A 21,906-nucleotide genomic window follows, 5' to 3' on the forward strand; every position below is an offset into this window, starting at 1 on the left:
ACGCCAAGCAAGCCCTAATGATTGATTTGGGTTGAAAGAAAAAAAACGACAACCGGGTCTTGATTGAAAGGACTATATGCCTTTCGCATCAAGACCCGGTTGTCGGTTTGCTTATATTTACCAAACGATGTTTAGACAACTGTATCTTTCCGGATACAAGTATATATGGTATTTATATTGCCAATTATTGCCTTTTGTCGTAGATACAGAAAGTTGTTATTGGTCAGGGTTCTCCACAAAACCTTGGTATTTCTCTTCCAGTCCCGACATGATGGCTTTGTAGCATTCGTCCATGCGGCGGTTGATGTCCTCCGGTCCCTGTCCTTCAGGATAGATGGGTTTGTGGATGGTGAGCTTAAGCGGATGCCTGGTTACCCATTTGCAGTCTCTCATTCTCGGCATGATGTCGAAAGAACCGTTTATGGTCAGCGGCAGGATAGGCAGTTGCAGTTCGTCAGCAAGCATGAAGGCTCCTCGCTTGAACACTCCCATGTGACCGGTGAAACTCCTCGCACCCTCCGGGAACACCACAAGGCTCATACCGCCTTTCAGCGTGGCGCGAGCCTTGTCGTAGGTCTCCTTCACTTTTCGCGGTCCGCGCTTGTCTACGAAAATCTGATGCGACTTCTCACAGGCGTAGCCCACGAATGGCACTTTTCTCAACTGGTGTTTCATCATCCACTTGAACTGACGTCCGAGGAAACCGAAAATAAGGAATATGTCGAACGCCCCTTGGTGGTTGGCGGCGATGACATACGACTCGTTTTCCTTCATGTTCTCACGCCCCTCTACCTTTACCGGCAGCAGTAGCAGACGGATGATGGCCCATCCCCATGATTTGCCAGGGTAATATCCCCAGAAATGTCCTCCGCCCAGCGAACATCCAATGGCTGTGGCGAGAGATATCATTATTGTCCATAGGAGCAATATTGGCAATGCGATGCATAGCTGGTAGGCTCTATACAGATATTTCATGATAGCAGTGTGTCTTCGTTATTCTTTTATTTTCGGGTATTTCCTTGTCCATCCGTCCCAGCGCAGTCTCATTACGCCGAAGAATGCCTCTCCGAAGATGCCGCCGCTCATTTTCGACACGCCTTCTCTTCTGTTTACGAATATCACCGGCACTTCCTTTATCTTGAAGCCAATCTTGTATGCCGTGTATTTCATCTCTATCTGGAAGGCATATCCCTTGAATCTGATTTTGTCGAGTTCTATGGTTTCGAGCACACGGCGTTTGTAGCATTTGAATCCGGCAGTGGTGTCGTTCACTTTGAACCCCGTTATGAAGCGCACGTATTTGGATGCGAAATAGCTCATCAATACTCTGCCGATAGGCCAGTTCACCACGTTCACTCCGCTGACATACCGTGAACCGATAGCCACATCGTATCCTTCGTCGTGGCATGCGGCATAGAGTCGCGGCAAGTCTTTCGGGTCATGGCTGAAGTCGGCGTCCATCTCGAAAATGTATTCGTAGTCGCGCTCGAGCGCCCATTTGAATCCTTTGATGTATGCCGTTCCCAAACCCAGCTTTCCGCTGCGCTCGAGCAGATGAAGTCTGCCGTTGAACTCCTGGCTCATCAGTTTCTTCACCTTCGCTGCCGTTCCGTCGGGCGAGCCGTCGTCGATGATGAGTATGTCGAATTTCTTTTCCAGTCCGAACACTGCTCGGATAATCTTCTCAATGTTCTCTATCTCGTTGTATGTCGGGATGATGACGATACTGTCACTTGTGTTCATAATGTGTGAGAATATTAATATTATGTTGTGCAAAGGTAGCAATAAAAAACTAAGTTGTATGCTTTCGCCATTACTTTTTGATATCCCATAAGATATAATATGATTTTTTTTCAGTAACTTCGCAGCGTTTTTGTGGTAAAAGACTCTTGATGCTGGAGTAAAAGGCCCGTGTAATCCTTTATACGGCATTTGAGATCTTTTCCGTTTTTGCCATAGCGGGATGAGCCTGTAGCGTATCTCGTTAGGGCTATTATATGTTTTAGAAAAGAAGATGGAAATTCAGAAACTCTTGGACTTGTATAGTTCGTCACCTCATATAGAATCGATGCTGAAAGCGATTGGCGATTCAGAAGTGCGCACGATATCGCTGCGCGGACTCAATGGCTCGTCAGTGCCCATGGTGTTTGCTTCTGCCAACGGCAGGCTGCCGCGCACCTGTCTTTTTGTGCTTAATGACGCTGACGAGGCAGGGTATTTCTATCACGACCTCACCCAGTTGCTGGGCAATTCGCATGTGCTCTTCTTTCCGTCGGCTTATCGCAGACAGGTGAAGTACTGTCAGAAAGATGCTGCCAACGAGATATTGCGCACTGAGGTGTTGAGCCGGGTGAAGGAACAGGAGGCGTCACATGACGACTCGAATTCAACGCTCTACGTCGTGACTTGCCCTGAGGCGATGGCAGAACTGGTGGTCACCAACAAGCATCTGGACGACCGCACCCTCATGCTGCGCGTTGGCGAGGAGAGAGACGTGGTGGAGATAGAGAAGACGATGCGCTCATTCGGTTTCAAGGAGGTGGACTATGTTTACGAACCGGGACAGTTTGCCGTGCGCGGTAGCATTCTCGATGTATATTCGTTCAGCAATGAGTATCCGTATCGTGTGGACTTCTTTGGCGACGAGGTTGACTCAATACGCACCTTCGAGGTGCAGTCGCAGTTGTCGAGAGGTAAGGTGGACTGCATCTCTATCGTACCGGAATTGTCGGAGATCGTGGCAGACAAGATTTCTTTTCTCAAATTCCTGCCTGCCGACTCGTTGGTGGTGATAAAAGACGTTACATTCGCCCACGACGTGATAGAGAATATCTACCGTGAAGGTTTCTCCCATCAGGCTCTCACCGAGAAACTCGAGGGGGCCACGGAGATGGAACAGAAGAAGATAATGCAGGAGATGAGGTCGGAATATTCGTTGCTGCCGGCAACGGCATTCACCGAAGACATAGCAAAGTTCAAGAGAGTGGAATTCGGTAACAGTCCAACGGGACTGCCGCAGGCCACCATCACCTTCAGCACCACACAGCAACCTTTGTTCCATAAGAACTTTGAACTGCTCACCACTGCGCTCGAAGACTATATGCTGAAAGGTTACAAACTATATATCCTTGCTGACAGCCAGAAGCAGAACCAGCGCCTTCGCGACATCTTCGACGAGATGGCGCAGAACAAGAAACTGGCTGACGGCACTGTGATAAGCGTCACGCCGATAGATTTCCAGCCGGTGGAGAAAACCCTGCATTGCGGCTTTGCCGACAATGACATGAAGGTGTGCGTCTTCACCGACCATCAGATATTCGACCGCTTCCATAAATACAGTCTCCGTTCGGATGCCGCACGCAGCGGAAAGATGGCGCTCACCATGAAAGAACTGCAGGAGATGGAGCCTGGCGACTTCATCGTACATGTGGATTACGGCATCGGAAAGTTTGCCGGTCTCGTGCGTGTTCCCGTTGGCGACAGCTATCAGGAGATGATACGCATCGTGTATCAGAACAACGACAAGGTGGATGTGAGCATCCACGGCCTCTACAAAATATCCAAATACAAGCGCCGCGACAGCGAGAAACCGCCACGTCTCAGTGCACTCGGTTCTGGAGCGTGGGAGCGACTGAAAGAGAAAACAAAGAAGAAGATAAAGGACATAGCCCGCGACCTGATCAAGCTCTATGCCACACGCCGCCATGAGAAAGGCTATCAGTTCAGTGCCGATTCTTTCATGCAGCATGAGTTGGAGGCGAGCTTCCTCTATGAAGACACCCCCGACCAATTGAAAGCCACCAACGACGTGAAGGCTGATATGGAGAGCCAGCGTCCGATGGACCGTCTTGTGTGTGGCGATGTGGGTTTCGGCAAGACCGAGGTGGCTATACGTGCTGCTTTCAAGGCTGCATGCGATTCCAAACAGGTTGCCGTGATGGTGCCTACCACAGTGCTTGCATACCAGCATTACCAGACTTTCTGTGGCAGACTTAAGGATCTGCCTGTCAGGGTTGACTATCTGTCGCGTGCCCGCAGTGCGAAGAAGACACGTGAGGTACTTGCCGACCTGGAGGCTGGCAAGATAGACATCATAATTGGCACACACAAGCTCATCGGCAAGAGCGTGAAATTCAAAGACCTCGGACTTCTCATCATCGACGAGGAACAGAAGTTCGGGGTGTCTACCAAGGAAAAACTGCGCAAGATGAAAACCAATGTGGACACGCTGACCATGTCGGCGACGCCAATACCGCGCACGCTGCAGTTCTCTCTCATGGGAGCAAGAGACATGAGCATCATACAGACGCCGCCGCCAAACCGCTATCCCGTGTGCACCGAGGTGCATACCTTCGATTCAGATATCATAAAGGATGCAATAAACTTCGAGATGAGCCGCAACGGACAGGTATTCTTCGTGAACGACCGCATCAGCAACCTGCCGGAGATTGCCAATGTGATACGCCGAAACGTTCCGGATGCGCGAATAGCTATAGGTCACGGACAGATGAAACCGGAAGAACTGGAGAAGGTGGTGATGGGGTTCATGAACTACGATTATGATGTGCTCCTCTCCACAACCATCGTGGAGAACGGCATCGACATCAGCAATGCCAATACCATCATCGTGAACGATGCACACCGTTTCGGACTTTCCGACCTGCATCAGATGCGTGGACGCGTGGGAAGAAGCAACAAGAAGGCGTTCTGCTATCTCCTTGCTCCTCCGCTGTCGAATCTCTCTCAGGATGCGCGCCGCCGGTTGGAGGCACTTGAGACATTCTCAGACCTTGGCAGCGGCTTCAACCTCTCGATGCAAGACCTCGACATGCGTGGCGCCGGCAACCTTCTCGGTGCGGAACAGAGCGGATTTATGGAAGATCTCGGTTTTGAGACATACCAGAAGATTCTGTCGCAGGCCGTGACGGAGCTTAAGAACGATGAGTTTGCTGAGATGTATCAGGAGGAGATGAAAGAGGGCAGACAACTCAAAGGCGACGAGTTCGTTGACGACTGCGCCGTGGAGAGCGACCTTGAGATGTTCTTCCCAGACCAGTATGTGCCGAGCAGCAGTGAGAGAATGCTGTTGTATCGCGAGCTCGACAGCATAACCAACGACAGTGACCTCGATAGGTATAAGGCAAACCTTATCGACCGCTTCGGAGCTATACCCCGTGAGGGCGAAGAGCTGCTGCATGTAGTGCCGCTACGGCGTCTGGGCAAGTCTCTCGGATGCGAAAAGATAATACTCAAGGGCGGCGTGATGCAGATGCAGTTCGTGACAAATCCCATGAGTGCCTATTACAAGAGCGACGTCTTCGACCGTGTGCTCCAGTATATCGGCAGCAACCCCCGCCAATGCAATCTCAAGGAGAGCCGTGGCAAACGCTATATGGTGGTGTCGGGCATTGACACCGTGGAAAAGGCGGTGGAGATATTGAAAAAAATTAATGGATAACGATTATGCTTATACTTACAACAATACTGATTTATTTCTGTGTGCTCATGCTTATGGGCAGACTGACGAGTAAGAAATCCAACAACGAGACGTTCTATCGCGGTGAGCGCAAGTCGCCGTGGTATGTTCTCGCTTTCGGACTCGTGGGAGCGTCTATATCAGGTATCACTTTCGTGTCGGTGCCTGGAATGGTGATAAAGCAAGACATGACATATCTGCAGACGTGTCTTGGATTCATCCTTGGCTATTTTGTCGTAGCTTTCGTCCTGCTCCCAGTGTACTACAAACTCAATCTCACCACTATCTATTCCTTTCTGCAGAAACGGCTCGGCAACAGATCGTATAAAACGGGAGCCCTGTTCTTCCTGCTTTCCGAAATGACGGGTACGGCACTTCGCTTCTATGTGGTGTGCAGCATCCTGCAGCGATTTGTATTCGGACCTGTAGGGGTGCCGTTCGTTGTCACCGTAGTGGCGCTCGTAATGCTGATATGGCTATATACAAGGCGCGGAGGAATAAAGACCCTCGTCTGGACCGATACCTTCCAGACCTTCTGTATGATGGCGGCATTGCTGATAATAATTGTGGAGGTTATAGGAAAACTCGATATGTCGGTGGGTGATGCCGTGTGGGCAGTGGTGGCAGACAGCCACAGCCGCATATTCGTGTTCGACGACTGGGTGTCTACTCAGAATTTCTTCAAGCAGTTTCTTAGCGGAGTGTTCATCGTTGTGGTAATGACAGGTCTCGACCAGCACATGATGCAGAAGAATCTCACCTGCAAGACGCTGCGTGACGCACAGAAGGATATGTGTGTGGGAGGCTTTTTCTTTGTGCCTGTCAATCTGCTCTTCCTCAGTCTCGGTGTGTTGCTCCTGCTTCTGGCTGGCAAAGAAGGGCTTGCAGTTCCAGCCGACAGCGATGAGCTGCTGCCGATGTTCGCCGCATCGGGATGGATGGGGTCACTTGTGCTCGTGCTCTTCTCCATCGGCATCGTGGCAGCGTCGTTCAGTGGTACCGACTCTGCTCTGACCGCCGTCACCACAAGCTATTGTGTTGACATCAAGGAGCGTCCCGATGATGAGACATTGCGTCGCCGTGCACATTTCGGAGTTTGTGTGTTATTCGCCGTATTCATATTGGCCTTCAGAGTGATAAATTCCACCAGTGTGATAGACGCTATATATATCGTGTTGTCATACACCTCAGGCCCGCTCCTTGGTCTCTTTGCCTATGGCATACTGACCAAGCGTGGAGTAAACGACCGTCTTGTGCCATACATCTGCGTGGCGGCACCAGTGATATGCTTTGCCATAAACCAGATTACGGTTTCGCTCACTGGATATAAGTTCGGTTATGAACTGCTGATGCTCAACGGCATGCTCGTGTTTCTCGGTATGTATCTCACGTCGCATAGAGCAGCTAAGGCTGCCTGACAGTCAGAATAGGTCTTCATCTGCATTTTTTTGTCATTATTCTTCGGCACATACACCGTTTTCTTTAAGAATATAGATTTCATCTATATCAGGATAGAGTCGTTGATTTGTATGAATCTTGCATAATATGTATCTTTGCAATCGTAAAAGAGATGATAATGAAAAGACAGGCGACAATACTGGCAAGACCGGTGTCACTGTCAGAATAGTTTAACAATAATAAAACAAGGAGGCTATTATGAAAAAGTATGTTTGCGACGTTTGTGGATATGTATATGACCCTGCAGTAGGTGATCCAGACAATGGTATCGCTCCTGGCACTGCATTCGAGGATCTTCCTGCAGATTGGGCTTGTCCACTCTGTGGAGTAGGCAAGGATGAATTCAGCGAGACTGAATAACAATAGAATAAATTACAAAATAGACCGGTCATTGGCATACATGACATAATGCACATTCCAATGACCGGTTTATGTATTTAACCCCACTCTTCTGAAAAGCAAGATTCAAGCAATACCTGATGTCTGATTGCTTTTTTTGATTTTATCAAACTCTCTATTTCAATATTTCTGCCACTTCATCTTTGCTGATTCCTGTAATTTCAGCAATCTGCAGAATGTTCATACCGTTTGAATAGAGTGATCTTACTATATTATTTAGTTGCTCGCTCTTCTGCTGAAGCTGCTCGCTCTTCTGCTGAAGCTGCTCGCTCTTCTGCTGGAGTTGTTCGCTCTTCTGCTGGAGTTGCTCATCCTTATGCTTCAGTTCCTTGTCACGGTTCATTATTGCCGTGTCACGGTCCTCTATCGCCTTGTAATATTCATCCTCCACGTTCATGTCCTGACGCATCTCGGAGTCGGCGGCAGCGGCTGTAAGACGATGGAGCATATACATCATGTCGGCATCATCCTCATATTTGTTCTCGTCAATATTGAGAACCTGCTTGTCTTCCGCATCTTTCCTCGACTGGTCGAAAACGCTGAGCACCTTCTCAAGGCGGTTGTTCACACGACCTTTCAACCTCGGTATCTGCACAATTATGCTGTTGTGGGTAAGACTCTCAACGAACGGGTCTTCCTTGCCCTCCTCTACCACCTCGCCGTTGTAGTCGAACACGTCGTGGTTAACATAAACCACCGGCTCCTCAATGTCGCCGACTCGATGTCCGAGAAGGTAAACGGCAACCATTGGATATGCGAATCCTTTCGGCGAGTCTTTGCGGATGTTTATCTTGTTACTGTACTGCGCACCCAGATACTGGCGGAAGCGCAGGGTCTCCGTGTCGAGCCATGTCTTCTGCAGTTCTATAAGGATGACGCGGTCCTTGAATCCCTCGCCCTCAGCATCCTTCTCCCTCACGGTGGCTGCAAAGTCAATGCGGAACATTGAAAGCGTGTCTCGTGTGGTGTTCACATACTCGTGCGGGCGCATCTCCACCTTCACCACCTCTTTCTTCAGCAGTGCAGAGAGGATGGTCTTTGATATGCGTTCGTCAGACATTATGTATTTGAACACGGAGTCGTAAATCGGATTGGCTACATGTAATATCATATGCGATGGCGTTTACAGGTTATTATATTTGCAAACTTACACATTTTATGTGAATTACAATGCTTTGAGTCTGTTTTTTTGATATATCTTTTGTTTCCTTGTCTTCAGTGAGTCATATAGCTCGGATATTATTTACCCGACAAAGTTCGTGGCAGGAGCTAATCAAATATCAGTGATATATGTTTTACAGTAGTAAGAATTCTTATATGAGTCTTTCTCAAAAAAGAATGTTGTCTATTCTGTAACACTAATTAAGAGCAATGGTAAATATTAATATCGCAATTCTAATTTTATCCCCGACCTTGTCGTCAATAGTGATACCTATACCTAAATCATGCATAGACATATGAAAACTATCATTTATTGCTGAGGTTATTTTTTGTATATGATTCATTTTTATAGCAGATAAGCTACTAACATGAATATTTGTAATCATGAATTTGATTGGTTCATGATTTATACCATTTTTTACAAATTCACAATTTATATTATTTATCGAATTTTCCACTTCCTGTATGTTGGAAGCTGTTTCTGTTTCATAAAAGGCAAAACTTCTTTTGGGTATATGATAAATTAAAGATTCTAAAGTCCAATGAATGACATTATTGAATGATATGGAAAAAAACTCTTTAACAATATCACATAATCTTTTATCTAGTAAATTGAACATGTCTACAAAATTCGGTGCATATGAATCAGGAATATTTTCCAATACGCTATCACTATCGATGATAAAAAGAGAGTCAATATACTTTTTCATGTGTGAAATATTTGATAATGCTCTTTTTTTTCGCTCTTTTCCTTCCCAACGGAAAGGAGTTGTTATGATGCCTACCGAAAAAAGATTCAAAGACTTTACTATATGTGCTACAACAGGAGCTGAACCTGTACCAGTGAAGCCTCCGAATCCTGCAACGATAATAACACATGATGGGCTTTTCTTGAGAATCATTTCCCGTATGTCATTCTCTGCTCTGATAGTCAATTCAATCCATGTCTCAATATGTGGCCATTCATAAATGAAATGTCCACTATAAAACATACCTAAATTAATGTAAGGAAAGGCAGCAGAGTACGAATTTATGGTAAGATAATCGATGTTTTGAATATTTGTTTGCTTCAATCTTTTTAAAGTCTGATCAGCTCCTCCACCTACGCCAATTACTAAAATATTATGCCCCATTGTCCTATTTTATAAAATGATTATCAGTTCAACCTGAAGGTTATCGGTATAGTATATTTTACGCGAACAGTTTTACCGTTTACCTTTCCCGGAATCCATTTAGACATTCCCCTGACAACCCTTATTGACTCTTTATCCAATGATGGATATACGCTATTTGCAACATCTACGTTTGAAATGCTGCCGTCGTGCTCTACAACAAAGGTTACTAATATGCGTCCTTCAATCTTGTTTTTTGTAGCGTCAATTGGATACTTGACATTGTATGTAAGATATTTAAACAGTTCTTCCCTTCCTCCAGGAAAACTCGGTTGCTGTTCAACAACTTGATAAACCTCTTCCTAGTCAGATTCTGTAGAATCATCTCCAACAGTTCGCAATATTGTAGGTCCGTTTTTCTCGTTATTTGGGCTAATTACATTCTGAGCCTTTAAATTAAAGCTTGGCAACAATAGTAAAGCTAATGGTGTAAATAAATTCTTCATACTATATAATATAATATTTTATAATTCAATCTTTTCTATCTCTGACCGTGAATACAGCAGGCAAGTGCAAATATAGTTTATATTTGTATCAGTGCATGTTTTTTTGAATAAAAAGTGGAAAGTTTACCCGTTGGAGGAATTATTTTTGATGATAGATATGAGTAAAAGTTGTAAATATCGCTTGATTTTCAGGATAACCGAGATTTGCAAAAAAAATGTCAGACCATCTGTTTTTTTTGTCGTAATATTCTGACAAACAGAAAGTTAACCACCTGGCAACTGTCAGCCAATCATCTGGATGATTTGCTGATGAAAGGATTTGTCGGATGTGAGTAATTCTGACGATAGGAATTGCATGCGTTGGCAGAATCCTGTAATACATGAATATGGGTACTACAACATTAACTTATTGGGCAAACGTATTACATATGTCAGATAAAAACTCATGTAATAAGCAAATTTAAACCCACCAATTTTTCGTAAAGTTGACCCACCAGCTTATTTCCCCCTAACGTGGGGAATGAAACCCCACATTGGGGGGTGATGTTCCCCACGCTGTGGGGGAAAAATCAAGGTCAGGAAATATAGTTTGAAACTTGCCAAATGTAAGGAGCAGGTATATTCATTTCATACGATAAAACGATAACCGAAGAAAGGTATATGGTGTATTTACTCACTTGTCAACAGGAAAAGATTAGGCTTAATGGAATAAAATCGCTAACTTTGCGTTTGGAAACAATAATAAGAAGAAAGGAAACGATTATGAAGATTTTGCAGAGTTCAGTGTTCCGTGCCATCTGTGCCATTGTTGTTGGCGGAATGCTAATCAAGAATCCGGACAGTACGGTGAAAGGCATTACGATAGCCATCGGTGTGCTTTTCCTCATCTCCGGCGTCATATCATGCGTTGTGTATTTCAATGCCCGTATGCACAGTGCCGACAATGAGGTTTACGATTCCAACGGCAGACTCCTCGTCGGCGGCAGACCGGCATTCCCTATCGTTGGATTGGGCAGCGTGATTCTCGGTTTCGTATTGGCGCTTATGCCGAGAGCTTTCGTCACATCGCTGATGTATGTGCTCAGCGGCATATTGCTGCTCGGAGCCCTCAATCAGTTTCTTGTGCTTATCCAGGCCCGCAAGTTCGCACGTCTGCCGATGTGGTATTGGGTGTGCCCTTCGCTGATATTGCTCACTGGTATATTTGTTATGGTGAAGCCGATGGAGTCGGCAGGACTGCCATTGCTCATCATCGGATGGTGTCTGCTGTTTTATGGTGTGTCAGAGTGTATCAGTGCGTTCAAGATACATCAATACCGTCGTATGCTGTCGAAAAGCGACAAGGCAAGTGACGGTGAAAAAGAATAAACCCGAATCGGTCGTTAGGGCTTGCTTGGATTTTGTTCTTTTAGAAGAGTGGATTTTGTTTGGCTTTTAATGAGTAATAGCGAGCTATTGCGAATTAAAAACAGACAAAAGACGCCTTATAAAAAACAAAAGACTGCAAGCAGTAATTAAAAAATACAATAAACGGCCTAATGACCTCTAAGTTTGCAGAAGATTGCGACGAAGTCGCATAAACTCCAAAATAATCAAGGTAAAACTATGATTGCTAAAGACAGTTTCGTACCTTTGTTGTAAAAAGGTAGAATCGGTCTGTCGAAGAGGTAAACCAGCTAATGACCCAGCCGTAAAGCTATAAATCGTTTAGGTCCTCATCGACATAGTTGCAAAGACCAGATAGAAAGTTATCGGCTCTGAGCCTTGTTAGAGTGTTAGTCCATACAACTATTGACCAATTCTACACAATATAACTCGTACAAAGTTATGAAGAATTTATTTATCGGAGTTGATTTTTCGAAAGAAAAAGTTGATGTGGCTATCCTTTTTGCAGACGGACTGGCAGAAACCGCTGCTAGAGTGTTCAACGAGTTCAAGACAACCGTGTCTGGCTATAGGCAGTTGGTCAAGTGGGTTGAGCAGAATTCCTGCGGTATCGACTCGTCCTTGTGGCTCTTCTGTGGCGAGAACACGGGCGACTACAGCAAGGGACTGTGCAACTTCCTCTACGGTAAAGGCTACGACATGTGGCTTGAGAACGCAAAGAGCATCAAAGACGCATCTGGTCTTAGACGATTGAAGTCTGACCGTGCTGACGCCTCGATGATTGCAGAATACGCCATGAGGAATTACGATAAAGCCGTTATGTACGAGCCTCTTAGCGAGTCGCTTACACAACTGCGTGAGCTGTTCCTATACCGTCAGATGATCGTAAGACACAGATGCAGTTTCCAGGTGCGTAGAGGCGAAAAGCGACTCACTATGGAGAAGTCGCCAGTCAAGACAATGATTTCGCAGAGCGGACGGCACATCGTCTCTGAACTCAATAAGGAGATAGAGAAGATAGATAAGCGCATTGCCGATCTCATCAAGTCGGACGAGGAACTCACCGAGGTGTTCACCATCGTGACCTCGGTGCCTGGCATAGGAACGCAGAACGCTGTGTGCCTGATGGTGTACACCGACAACTTCCGGCGTTTCAACTACGACTCACGCAAGATTGCCTGCTATTACGGCCTAGCTCCATTTGGCAAAGATTCGGGAACCAGTGTGCATTCCGATCCGCATGTACATTATATGGCTAACCGCCAGATAAAGGCCATGCTGACGCAAGCGGCACTAGCTGCCGTCAACTTCAATCCCATTATGGCGAGGTACTACATGCGCCTCGTAGAACGAGGAAAGAAGAAGCAGGTTGCACTGAACAATGTCAAGAACAAACTTGTACATTTGGTCACAGCCATGGTCAGAAATCGCCAAACATTCACCCCTGAATATAAAATCTCAGCATAAATTGAAAATAATGGTCAAAACATTTGGATATTAACATAGAAAGCGATTTGGGATAAATGAATTCAGCGTCAGTTCTTTGCTGCCTGCTTCTTGTTTATGATTCTTGTCATCACCATATTTATGGCGATGAAGAGGATAATGTCGATAAGCACGATCAGCGAGATGCATACGTATGGAATCATTGCCAGATTGATGATGATGTATGCCAGCTGCAGTGAGAGTATCGAAACGAGAGTCTGATGCTGGTTCAGACCGATGGCAAGGAACTTGTGGTGTATGTGTCTCTTGTCAGGATTGAAAATCGGCGTGTGGTGTTTCATTCTTACGATTATCACGCGGAACACATCGAAGGTGGGCACTATCATCAGACTGTATGCAAAGGCGAGACACACTTTCTCGTATGGCATATCGCTGCAGAACAGCGTGATGCCGTATTTGCCGCATGGAATGAGGTCGGGACGGCTCATTGCAAATTTGATGGTGAAGAAGCTGAGCATGAAGCCGATGGTGAGGCTTCCCGAATCGCCCATGAAAATCTTCAGTCCCTTTTCTGGATTGCCGAAGATGTTGTAGTACATGTAGGCCAACAGGATTCCCATCAGTCCGGCGATGAGAATGCAGTAGATATACAGTTCTATGCAATAGAAACCATAGAGGAATCCTCCCAATGCTATGAATGCGAGCCCTGCTGCCAGTCCGTCGATGCCGTCGATGAGGTTCATGGCGTTGTCGATGAATGCTATGCAGAGCACCGTGAGAGGGAATCCCACGGCGAACGGGATCTCATAGATGCCGCAGAATCCGTATAGATTGTTGATATATAGGCCTGAGATTGGCAGCAGACTGGCTGCTATGATCTGGAACAAGAACTTTATCTTGGCCTGTACTCCCACGATGTCGTCAACTATGCCCACGGCATATATTATCAGCAGACTTATCATGCAGCTTGCCGTCCATTGGTTTATCACGATTTTCTGGTCGCCCGTGATGTTCTCGTAGGTGAGCAGCATTATGATTGCTGCCAGCAGCATGCTTGGCAGGAAGGAAATTCCGCCGAGTCGGGGGATTGCCGCATGGTGGACCTTACGTTCGTCGGGAATATCGTAAAGCTTGTTCCTTCTGCAGAAGTTCAGAATGAATGGTATGAAGCAGAAGCCCGTGAGCATGCTTATGAGAAATGTGCCGATCAGCAGTAATGATATCGTGTTCATCGTTATATTTAAGTCTGTATTTATCCTGTGACGCGCTTGGCAGGCAGCGAAAGCCACACTATGGCGAGCGTCAATTTTTAGTATTATAACACTGAAATTCGGTTAATATTGTATAAGTAATGTCTTTTTTCTGTACTTTGTGTTACAAATCCAATGATAGAACGTCGAAAAGATATGCACCTTTGGGTGTATTGGTATTGTAAATTACAGAATAACAACATTTTCAGAAACATTATGGATATGAAACCATTTTTGCCGGCTATACTTTTTGCCGTCTCTCTCGATGCTGCTTTTGCGTCAGGCGTCAGAGACGATGAAACAAAAGTTGGCTCCGGACAGGCATATGCATCAGCTGTTGCCATTTCAGACTTGATGGAAAACGGCGACATAGTGAGGTTGAGTCAGGTGGGCGCCAAGGCTATGCCGGCAGACATCGCTCCGCTGGGCAAGCTGCCGTTCAAGATGAAACAGGTAAAACGGCCAGTGTTCAAGTCAAACCGTCTGATAATCAGCGATGGCGACAAGGATTCAGCGGGCAAGGTGACCAAGGCTTTGAATGCCAAGATTGCTGAACTGTCGGCAATGGGCGGCGGACGACTCATCGTGCCTGAAGGCAGATGGCTGACGGGTAGGGTAGAGCTGCAGAGCAACGTGGAGCTTTATCTTGCCGAAGGTGCTCGTCTGGAGTTTTCGGCATCGATAGCCGATTATCAGCCAGCAGTATTCACCCGCCATGAGGGTATAGAAGTTATGGGAGCAGGAGCTTTCATCTATGCCAACGGAGCGAAGAACATCGCTCTGACAGGACATGGCGTGGTGTCCGGTCCGCCGATGGACGTGGAGATGAGGACTCTGCGCAACGGCAACAGTGTGGTGGAGAAAGATGTGGACTATCGGCTGCCTGTGGCAGAGAGACTCTGCGACGGACTCGACGGCCGCACCTTTTACCGTCCGAAGTCGTTTGCGCCAATCAACTGCAAGAATGTGCTCGTAGAGGGAGTCACCTTTGAACGTAGCGTGTTGTGGAACATCAATCCCATATATTGTGATAATGTCATAATACGCGGTGTCACTGTGAATTCCGTGGGAGTTCCAAGTGGCGACGGCATCGACATCTCGTCGTGTAAGAACGTGCTGATAGAGTATTCCACTCTCAGTTGCGGCGACGACTGCTTCACACTGAAGAGCGGAAGGGCAGAAGACGGCTTGAGAGTGGGCAGACCTACAGAGAACGTCGTCATCAGATATTGTCTTGCCGAGAAGGGACATGGCGGCATAACCTGTGGCAGCGAGACGGCGGCAGGAATAAAGAATGTGTATCTGCATCATTGTGTGTTCAACGGCACACGCACAGGCTTCAGATTCAAAACGAGACGCAATCGAGGCGGTGGAATATGGGACATCGCCTACGACAATGTGCGGCTCATCGACGTGGCAGAAGCATTCACATGGGATCTCCTCGGTTCGCGCATGTATATGGGGGAATTGGCACAACGCAATCCGCCTCTTGCCGTCACTGCGCTCACTCCAGTGGTGAAAGACATCACGATAAGGAATTTCATCATCGAGTCTGCCGACCGCATGATGAGTATGAACACCATACCCGAAGTGCCCACAACGGGAGTGCTGCTGGAGAATGGAGTGGTGAGGACCAACCGCATCTTCAAGACGCTCAACGACGTCGGTTCGTTGACGCTGAGAAACATCACCATACAGGCTACCGACAACAACATCAATATCGACAACAGTCGTGGCATAACCTTTGACAACGTTACATTCTACGTGCCAGGCGATTCGCTGAGATACAACATCAAAGGCGGCAAGGCTGAGAAGCCTGTATTGAAATGAAACAGATAGAAACCAATAACGTTTGAGCAATGAGAAAAATATCATCAGTAATGTTGCTTCTGTTGTTCTGTATGGCAGTGTCAGCCGGTGGTTACGACACGGCGAAAAGGGATTCTATCCTCTCCGTCATTACAGGTGCACATATGCCAAAGAAGAAAGTGAGCATTTTGAAATACGGCGCTAAGGGCGACGGAAAGAAAGATTGTCTGCCTGCATTCAAAAAGGCTATGGCGCAGTCGAAGAAGAATGGCGGACTGCACATTGTGGTGCCTGCAGGCACATACTATTTGCAGGGACCTATACATTTTGAGAGCAATACCTGTCTGGAACTATCCGAAGGTGCCATATTGCGCTTTTCGCCAGATCCGCAGTTTTATCTCCCTATGGTGAAGACCAGTTGGGAGGGGACATTCCTTCAGAATTACTCTCCGTTCATATATGGCTATGGTCTGCATGACATATCAATTATCGGCAAGGGAACAATTGATGGCAATGCTTCAACCACCTTTGCCACATGGCGCAAAAAACAGAAACCAGCGCAGCAACTGTCGCGGAATATGAACCATAAGGAGACTCCAGTCCCTGAACGCAACTTCGGTGAAGGATCGTGGCTGCGCCCGCAGCTGATACAGTTTTTCGGATGTACCAACATTACGCTTGCCGACTTCTTTGTCACCAATTCTCCGTTCTGGTGTATTCATCTGCTCAAGAGCGAGAACATCATATGCCGATCGCTGCGTTATGATGCCAAGCTTGTGAACAATGACGGTATAGACCCGGAGATGTCGCGAAATATACTTGTCGAAGACGTATCGTTCAATAATGGCGACGACAATGTGGCGATAAAGAGCGGACGCGACAATGACGGATGGGCGGCGGCTTCTCCGTCAGAGAACATTATTATCCGCCGCTGCCGTTTCAAGGGATTGCATGCTGTGGTGATAGGCAGCGAGATGTCGGCAGGAGTGAGAAACGTATTTGTGGAAGACTGCACCTATGCCGGATATTGCAAACGCGGCATCTTCGTGAAAACGAATCCCAACCGCGGCGGATTTGTGGAAGGGCTTTATGTCAGGAACTGTGAATTCGGCGAGGTGGAAGACCTTTTCTATGTCACGAGCATGTATGCCGGTGAGGGAATGGACGATACCCACTTCTCTGTGGTCAGAAACATCTTCGTGGACGGACTCCGATGCGACAAGGCTCGCATTGGCGGTATTATATTGCAGGGTACAGAGGCAAAGCCGATATCAGATGTCGTGTTTCGGAATGTGGATATAAAGGAAGTGAAAAACGCCCTCAGCATGGATAATACAGAGGGCGTTATGTTCGCGGGCTGCCATCTGGGCGGAAAGGCTGGTGTGCCAACACAGGTGACGGCAAAAGACAAAATTTTCAATTAGAAGTCTGTCAGTTTCGTCAGAATCTGAACTGCAGCTGAACGTCTGCCATATTATAGTTGTGCTTGTTCAGTGTGCGGTCGTTTACGAAAACATATTCGGCGGTGACTCCAATGTTCTTAGAGAACTTGTAGTCGGCGCCGATTTCATACATAGTCTTCGATTTGTCCCATTCGCCGTTGCGGCGATACATGTTGTAGCGAGCCTTAACGTGGGCTTTCTTCTTCTTGATAGGAGCGATGGCGAGGGCATACAGACCGTCGGCTTTGCTGCCATAGCCGTTGAGCGTAAGGTCTGCGTTCTTCTCGTTGTCGGAAGTCTTGAAACCTTCACCCGTGCTGTGGATATATTCAGAACGGAAAGTCCAGTCGCTCTTCGTCACGTATTCCGCACTCACGGCATATCGGTGTTGCGGCAGGCTTTTTGTCACGCTGTGTTTCTGTCCCGCCTCATCGGTATAGCTCCATTTGCGGGCATAAGAACCCTCCAGGCCGAACACTCCGATGCGCATTCCCTCTACAGGCATCACCCACACGCCGCCAGCCACTGTTTTCTGCTGGTCAACGTCCTTGCGGTTTATTCCCTGGCCGTTGAACACTCCTGCCTGATAGTGGAACAGAGGTCTGCCTTTGCCGACATTCAGAAAATCACCCTGCAACTGTATACCGATGTCGCGGCCGTTGCTCGACTGCTGTCCTGACCGGTCGGAGAATCCAGACAGGCAGCTCACATTCTGGCTGTAGCTCATAAAGCCCTGGTCGATAGGGTGCATGGGGTTCTCAAAGGTGAATGGCAATTTGAACTGTCCTGCCTTTACTCTCAGGAATGGATATTTCTGCCATTCTGCAAATAGGTCAACGAGGCGTGGCGATGTGCCGTTGTTCGTCGTGTTGCCATTTATCTGCATCTGGGCCTTCCAGTAGAAGTCACCTTTCAACCGCCCGTCAAGCGACACTCTCACCAGGCGCAGGTCAAAAGTGTTCGACTTGTTGCCCTGTTGGCCGGAGTATTGGTATTCCACGAGACCGTAGCCCGACAGTTTGATGTTACTGAACCATGGCGTTTGTTTCGTTTCTTGAGCAAACGTCGTTGCCGCCATCATAAGGGCGGCTGCCAAAGTAAGTTTTCTCATATCTTATTTTATCTTGTGTTTTTTTCTGGGTATTTCTGTTATGTATGGTCATGTTGATCTTGCCAGATTTTCATCTTTTCTGGATAGTCAAATACCAACATTATGTCACTACAAGTGCGCAAAGGTACTTCATTTTCTCTTACTGACCAAGGTTTGTCGTCTGAATTGGTTCTTTGTAAATACACTTTGTCAATCATTCTGTGTCGTCCTGACGTATGTTCAGGAATATGAAATAGCATAACCCAAAACGGTCATTAGGACGTTTACTTTATTTTTTTTTATGACTGCTTGCAGTCTTTTGCTTTTTATAAAGCGTCTTTTGTCAGTTTTTAATTCGCAATAGCTCGCTATTACTCATTAAAAGCCAAACAAAATCCACTCTTCTAAAAAAACAAAATCCAAGCAAGCCCTAATGGCTGATTTGGGATAAAGACGTCGCTTTGTGATGGTTTTGTTTTCTTTCTAAAAAGATGAGCCGGAATGACGATGGTCCTTTGATTTCCATCATCACTCCGACTCATTGTAGTTTGTTATTCAGCTCCGTATAGAAGTGTATAGACTTTTTATGCAAGAATTGCATCTGCAAGTGCTTCGAGGGCAGGGATGTCACCCTCTTTCATCACGCCGCGCAGTGTTACAAGGTCGCCCTTTATCGTGATGTTTTTCATCTCTTCGAGCATCTGCTTCATCACTCTGCCTGCACTCGGTGCCCAGCTGCCGTTCTCGATAATGGAAACCTCGCGCTTCTGCCAAGCCTTGATTTTGAGATGATGCAGGAAGTCGAACATCGGAGGGAAGAGACCGGCGTCGTAGCTTGATGCTGCGAGTATCACCTTGCCATATTTGAATGCGTCTTCGATGGCTTCAGCAAGGTCGTCGCGGCATAGATCGGTGATAGCCACCTTCTTGCAGCCCTTAGCCCGCAGTATGTCGGCGAGTTTCTCAGCTGCCGCTTTTGTGCATCCGTGTATTGAGGCGTGAGCGATAAGAACACCTTCTGCTTCCACTCCATAACTGCTCCATATGGTGTAGAGACGCAGTGCCTCCTGCATCTTCTCACCGCTGAGAAATGGTCCGTGTAGTGGCAGAATCATATTTATGTCGAGCTGCGATGCTTTCTTGAGCAGTGTGGAAACAGGACCTCCGTATTTTCCGCAGATATTGAAGTAGTAGCGGCGTGCCTCACAAGCCCAGTCGTCCGGGTCGGCATCCATGACACCGAATTTGCCGAATCCATCGGCAGCGAACAATACCTTGTCGAGAGCATCATATGTCACCATCACTTCAGGCCAGTGTACCATCGGTGCCATAACGAAATGCAATGTGTGTTTGCCAAGTTCAAGAGTGTCGCCTTCTTTGACGGCGATTACGCAGTCGTCCACATTCAGTTCCGGGAAGAAAAGCGGAATCATGGTCTTTGCTTTTGCTGAGCATACGATCTTTATTTCAGGGTACATCGCCTTCACCTCAGCTATGCCGCTAGCATGGTCTGGTTCGAGATGCTGCACTACGAGATAGTCTGGTTTGCGACCGTCTAGGCCTTCTGTCAGGTTCTTTTTCCATTCCTCCATAGTGCGCTTGTCAGAGGTGTCCATGATAGCCACTTTCTCATCCATGATGAGGAAAGAGTTGTAGCACATGCCCTCTGGTACGTTATACTGCGACTCAAAGAGTCGAATGTCGGCATCATCGCAACCGATATAATAAATGGTGTCTGTAACTTTTTTCATGTTTATATTATTATTGTTTTTATTTCTATAAGGTGGATAATATTCTTGTTGCCTCTTCTGCAGACAATCCTGTAGCGACGGTAATCATGTTTATATCTGCTCCTATGGCCTTCAGTCGCTTTACTGTTTCGATTTTTTCTTTCTCTATACCTTCCGCACGTCCTTCCGCACGTCCTTCCGCACGTCCTTCCGCACGTCCTTCCGCACGTCCTTCTGCACGTCCTTCTGCACGTCCTTCCGCACGTCCTTCCGCACGTCCTTCCGCCAATCCGTCTTGCTTGGCACCTTCAAGAACGGATAATGTGTCACGATATTTCCTGAGACCAACATCATATTTCATTCGCTCCTGTCTCGAAAGGGAGGCGACGTCAGCAATCTGTTCCAGTCTCTTGAAAACCGAACTTTTGGCTGCCCAAGGTAATCTTGTCAATGTCTCCATATTCTTCAGTACATATATCCATTTGTCAAAATCTGTATCACACTCGTCGGCTTCCTTGGTGAATAAAGGGAGCTGCATGAAAGTCATCCTCATCTTATCTGAGAATAGCTTGTTGTTTCCCTTGTCTGCCAATCCTATATCCGACCGGAACTTCTTGTCAAAGTCCATCGGGCAAAAATTCAGAAAGGCTACAAGATACACCGCATCGATGTTGTATTTCCAGTCTGTTCCCCTTTCTCCTTGTCTTGCTATGGCTTCACATACATAATAGATGCTCCGGTTCTTGAAATAAGGCTGTGACTTGTTTTGCATTTCCACGATGATGTTTTCTCCTTTTTCCGTTTGGCAGTATATGTCGTATATAAGCGAACGGTCGTCTTCGAAGAGGGCTGGTTGTTCTTTATCGAGGAATGTAATGTTTGTTATGCGTTCTTCGCCGAGCAGCAGACTGTTGAGAAAATCAATAATCAGCGGCTTGGATATCTCTTGTCCGAAAATCCTTTTGAATCCTATGTCTGTAAAAGGGTTGATGAATTTTGCCATAATGAGACATTTAATGAAGTTTATTTGCAAAGATAATGCTTTTTATTAAATCTGCAATTATCTTTGCTCTTTTATGAAAAGAATTTGTTGCTTTTTTGAATGTGGCGTATTGGTCATCCACATCCTTCGCTCTTCTGGTTCCATCTTTTCTATGGCATATCGTAGAGTGGTACGAGGCATTGTCTCGTGGTGCTCAGACAGAAATCCACGTAGCACTTCGATATTCCTTTTCCCCACTTCTCTTAACATCCATCCCGTAGCTTTGTGTATGAGGTCGTGTGGATGGTGGAGCAGCTTTTTTGCAATGCGCAAGGTGTCGCCAAACTGTCCTTCCCTTATCAGAGCTGCGGTAGAGACTATGGATATACGCTGTTCCCACAGGTTTGAACTTGCCGACAGCGTGTCGAGAATGTTGCGATCAGGCATCGTGCCGTCGGGTAGGGGATGGAGGAGAAACGTTCCGATGATATAGCTGCAAGATAGGTCAACAAGGTCCCAATTGTTGGCTTGTATGGCATGGAGCAGATAGAAATCGGCAATCTCTTTCCTGCGGTCAGGTTGACCAGTGCCGTTCCTTTTCGGTAATGCAGCCTTCATCTCTTCAACGAGCAGAAGGAATCCGCAGAGTCTAACCTCAT

17 protein-coding genes are annotated in these 21,906 nt (G+C 46.7%); 7 read left to right on the plus strand and 10 right to left on the minus strand.

What is annotated here, in order from left to right:
• Nucleotides 1-216 precede the first annotated feature (216 nt).
• Together CCC32_RS11335 and CCC32_RS11340 are read right to left on the minus strand one after the other, a co-directional pair.
• Entirely contained in the window at nt 217-975 is a 759-nt protein-coding gene (locus CCC32_RS11335; protein WP_287074606.1) for a lysophospholipid acyltransferase family protein, read from the minus strand.
• Between the two features lie 18 nt (nt 976-993).
• Nucleotides 994-1,743, minus strand: coding sequence for a polyprenol monophosphomannose synthase (locus CCC32_RS11340; RefSeq protein WP_287074607.1), 750 nt, complete (start codon nt 1,741-1,743; stop codon nt 994-996).
• A gap of 271 nt (nt 1,744-2,014) precedes the next feature.
• Between CCC32_RS11340 and mfd the strand changes: the two genes are divergently transcribed.
• The 3 genes from mfd to rd all read left to right on the plus strand — a co-directional run bounded on the left by mfd (nt 2,015) and on the right by rd (nt 7,294).
• Nucleotides 2,015-5,458, plus strand: a complete 3,444-nt coding sequence (gene mfd / locus CCC32_RS11345) for a transcription-repair coupling factor (RefSeq protein ID WP_044073371.1) — start codon at nt 2,015-2,017, stop codon at nt 5,456-5,458.
• 5 nt (nt 5,459-5,463) lie between these two features.
• Entirely contained in the window at nt 5,464-6,894 is a 1,431-nt protein-coding gene (locus CCC32_RS11350) for a sodium:solute symporter (protein ID WP_022316158.1), read from the plus strand.
• Nucleotides 6,895-7,132: 238 nt separating this feature from the next.
• A complete protein-coding gene (gene rd, locus CCC32_RS11355) occupies nt 7,133-7,294 on the plus strand; it encodes a rubredoxin (RefSeq protein ID WP_022316159.1) in 162 nt (53 codons plus the stop codon).
• A 154-nt stretch (nt 7,295-7,448) separates the two neighbouring features.
• Here the strand turns inward: rd and CCC32_RS11360 are convergent, their stop codons facing one another.
• The 3 genes from CCC32_RS11360 to CCC32_RS11370 all read right to left on the minus strand — a co-directional run bounded on the left by CCC32_RS11360 (nt 7,449) and on the right by CCC32_RS11370 (nt 9,911).
• Nucleotides 7,449-8,444, minus strand: coding sequence for a hypothetical protein (locus CCC32_RS11360; protein ID WP_044073369.1), 996 nt, complete (start codon nt 8,442-8,444; stop codon nt 7,449-7,451).
• Between the two features lie 247 nt (nt 8,445-8,691).
• Nucleotides 8,692-9,627, minus strand: coding sequence for an FtsZ/tubulin family protein (locus CCC32_RS11365; RefSeq protein WP_287074614.1), 936 nt, complete (start codon nt 9,625-9,627; stop codon nt 8,692-8,694).
• 23 nt (nt 9,628-9,650) lie between these two features.
• Nucleotides 9,651-9,911 (minus strand): energy transducer TonB, encoded by a 261-nt coding sequence (locus CCC32_RS11370; RefSeq protein WP_287074631.1) that lies wholly within the window; start codon nt 9,909-9,911, stop codon nt 9,651-9,653.
• Nucleotides 9,912-10,874: 963 nt separating this feature from the next.
• Between CCC32_RS11370 and CCC32_RS11375 the strand changes: the two genes are divergently transcribed.
• Nucleotides 10,875-11,480 carry an HdeD family acid-resistance protein gene (locus CCC32_RS11375; RefSeq protein WP_287074616.1) on the plus strand — a complete coding sequence of 202 codons (606 nt, stop codon included), beginning with the start codon at nt 10,875-10,877 and terminating at the stop codon, nt 11,478-11,480.
• A gap of 459 nt (nt 11,481-11,939) precedes the next feature.
• Nucleotides 11,940-12,965: an IS110 family RNA-guided transposase gene (locus CCC32_RS11380; protein ID WP_042517114.1), complete on the plus strand. Its 1,026-nt coding sequence runs from the start codon at nt 11,940-11,942 to the stop codon at nt 12,963-12,965.
• 68 nt (nt 12,966-13,033) lie between these two features.
• Here the strand turns inward: CCC32_RS11380 and CCC32_RS11385 are convergent, their stop codons facing one another.
• Nucleotides 13,034-14,176, minus strand: a complete 1,143-nt coding sequence (locus CCC32_RS11385; RefSeq protein WP_287074619.1) for an MraY family glycosyltransferase — start codon at nt 14,174-14,176, stop codon at nt 13,034-13,036.
• Between the two features lie 372 nt (nt 14,177-14,548).
• On the opposite strand from CCC32_RS11385, the gene CCC32_RS11390 reads away from it, so the two are divergent.
• The gene (locus CCC32_RS11390; RefSeq protein ID WP_156132508.1) at nt 14,549-16,024 is read left to right on the plus strand and encodes a glycoside hydrolase family 28 protein; all 1,476 of its coding nucleotides are present in this window, start codon (nt 14,549-14,551) and stop codon (nt 16,022-16,024) included.
• A 50-nt stretch (nt 16,025-16,074) separates the two neighbouring features.
• Entirely contained in the window at nt 16,075-17,427 is a 1,353-nt protein-coding gene (locus CCC32_RS11395; RefSeq protein WP_287074633.1) for a glycoside hydrolase family 28 protein, read from the plus strand.
• Between the two features lie 16 nt (nt 17,428-17,443).
• Here CCC32_RS11395 and CCC32_RS11400 read toward each other — a convergent pair whose 3' ends face one another.
• The 4 genes from CCC32_RS11400 to CCC32_RS11415 form a co-directional block, all read right to left on the minus strand.
• Entirely contained in the window at nt 17,444-18,556 is a 1,113-nt protein-coding gene (locus tag CCC32_RS11400) for a porin (protein WP_042519048.1), read from the minus strand.
• 563 nt (nt 18,557-19,119) lie between these two features.
• Nucleotides 19,120-20,286, minus strand: a complete 1,167-nt coding sequence (locus CCC32_RS11405; RefSeq protein ID WP_022316735.1) for an FprA family A-type flavoprotein — start codon at nt 20,284-20,286, stop codon at nt 19,120-19,122.
• Between the two features lie 25 nt (nt 20,287-20,311).
• The gene (locus CCC32_RS11410; RefSeq protein WP_278840250.1) at nt 20,312-21,268 is read right to left on the minus strand and encodes an Rpn family recombination-promoting nuclease/putative transposase; all 957 of its coding nucleotides are present in this window, start codon (nt 21,266-21,268) and stop codon (nt 20,312-20,314) included.
• Nucleotides 21,269-21,325: 57 nt separating this feature from the next.
• A partial coding sequence (locus tag CCC32_RS11415; protein ID WP_287074625.1) for a DNA alkylation repair protein occupies nt 21,326-21,906 on the minus strand: 581 nt, incomplete at its 5' end.

It is taken from the genome of Prevotella sp. LMAG:51 (assembly GCF_008680225.1).
Classification (GTDB): domain Bacteria; phylum Bacteroidota; class Bacteroidia; order Bacteroidales; family Bacteroidaceae; genus Prevotella; species Prevotella pectinovora.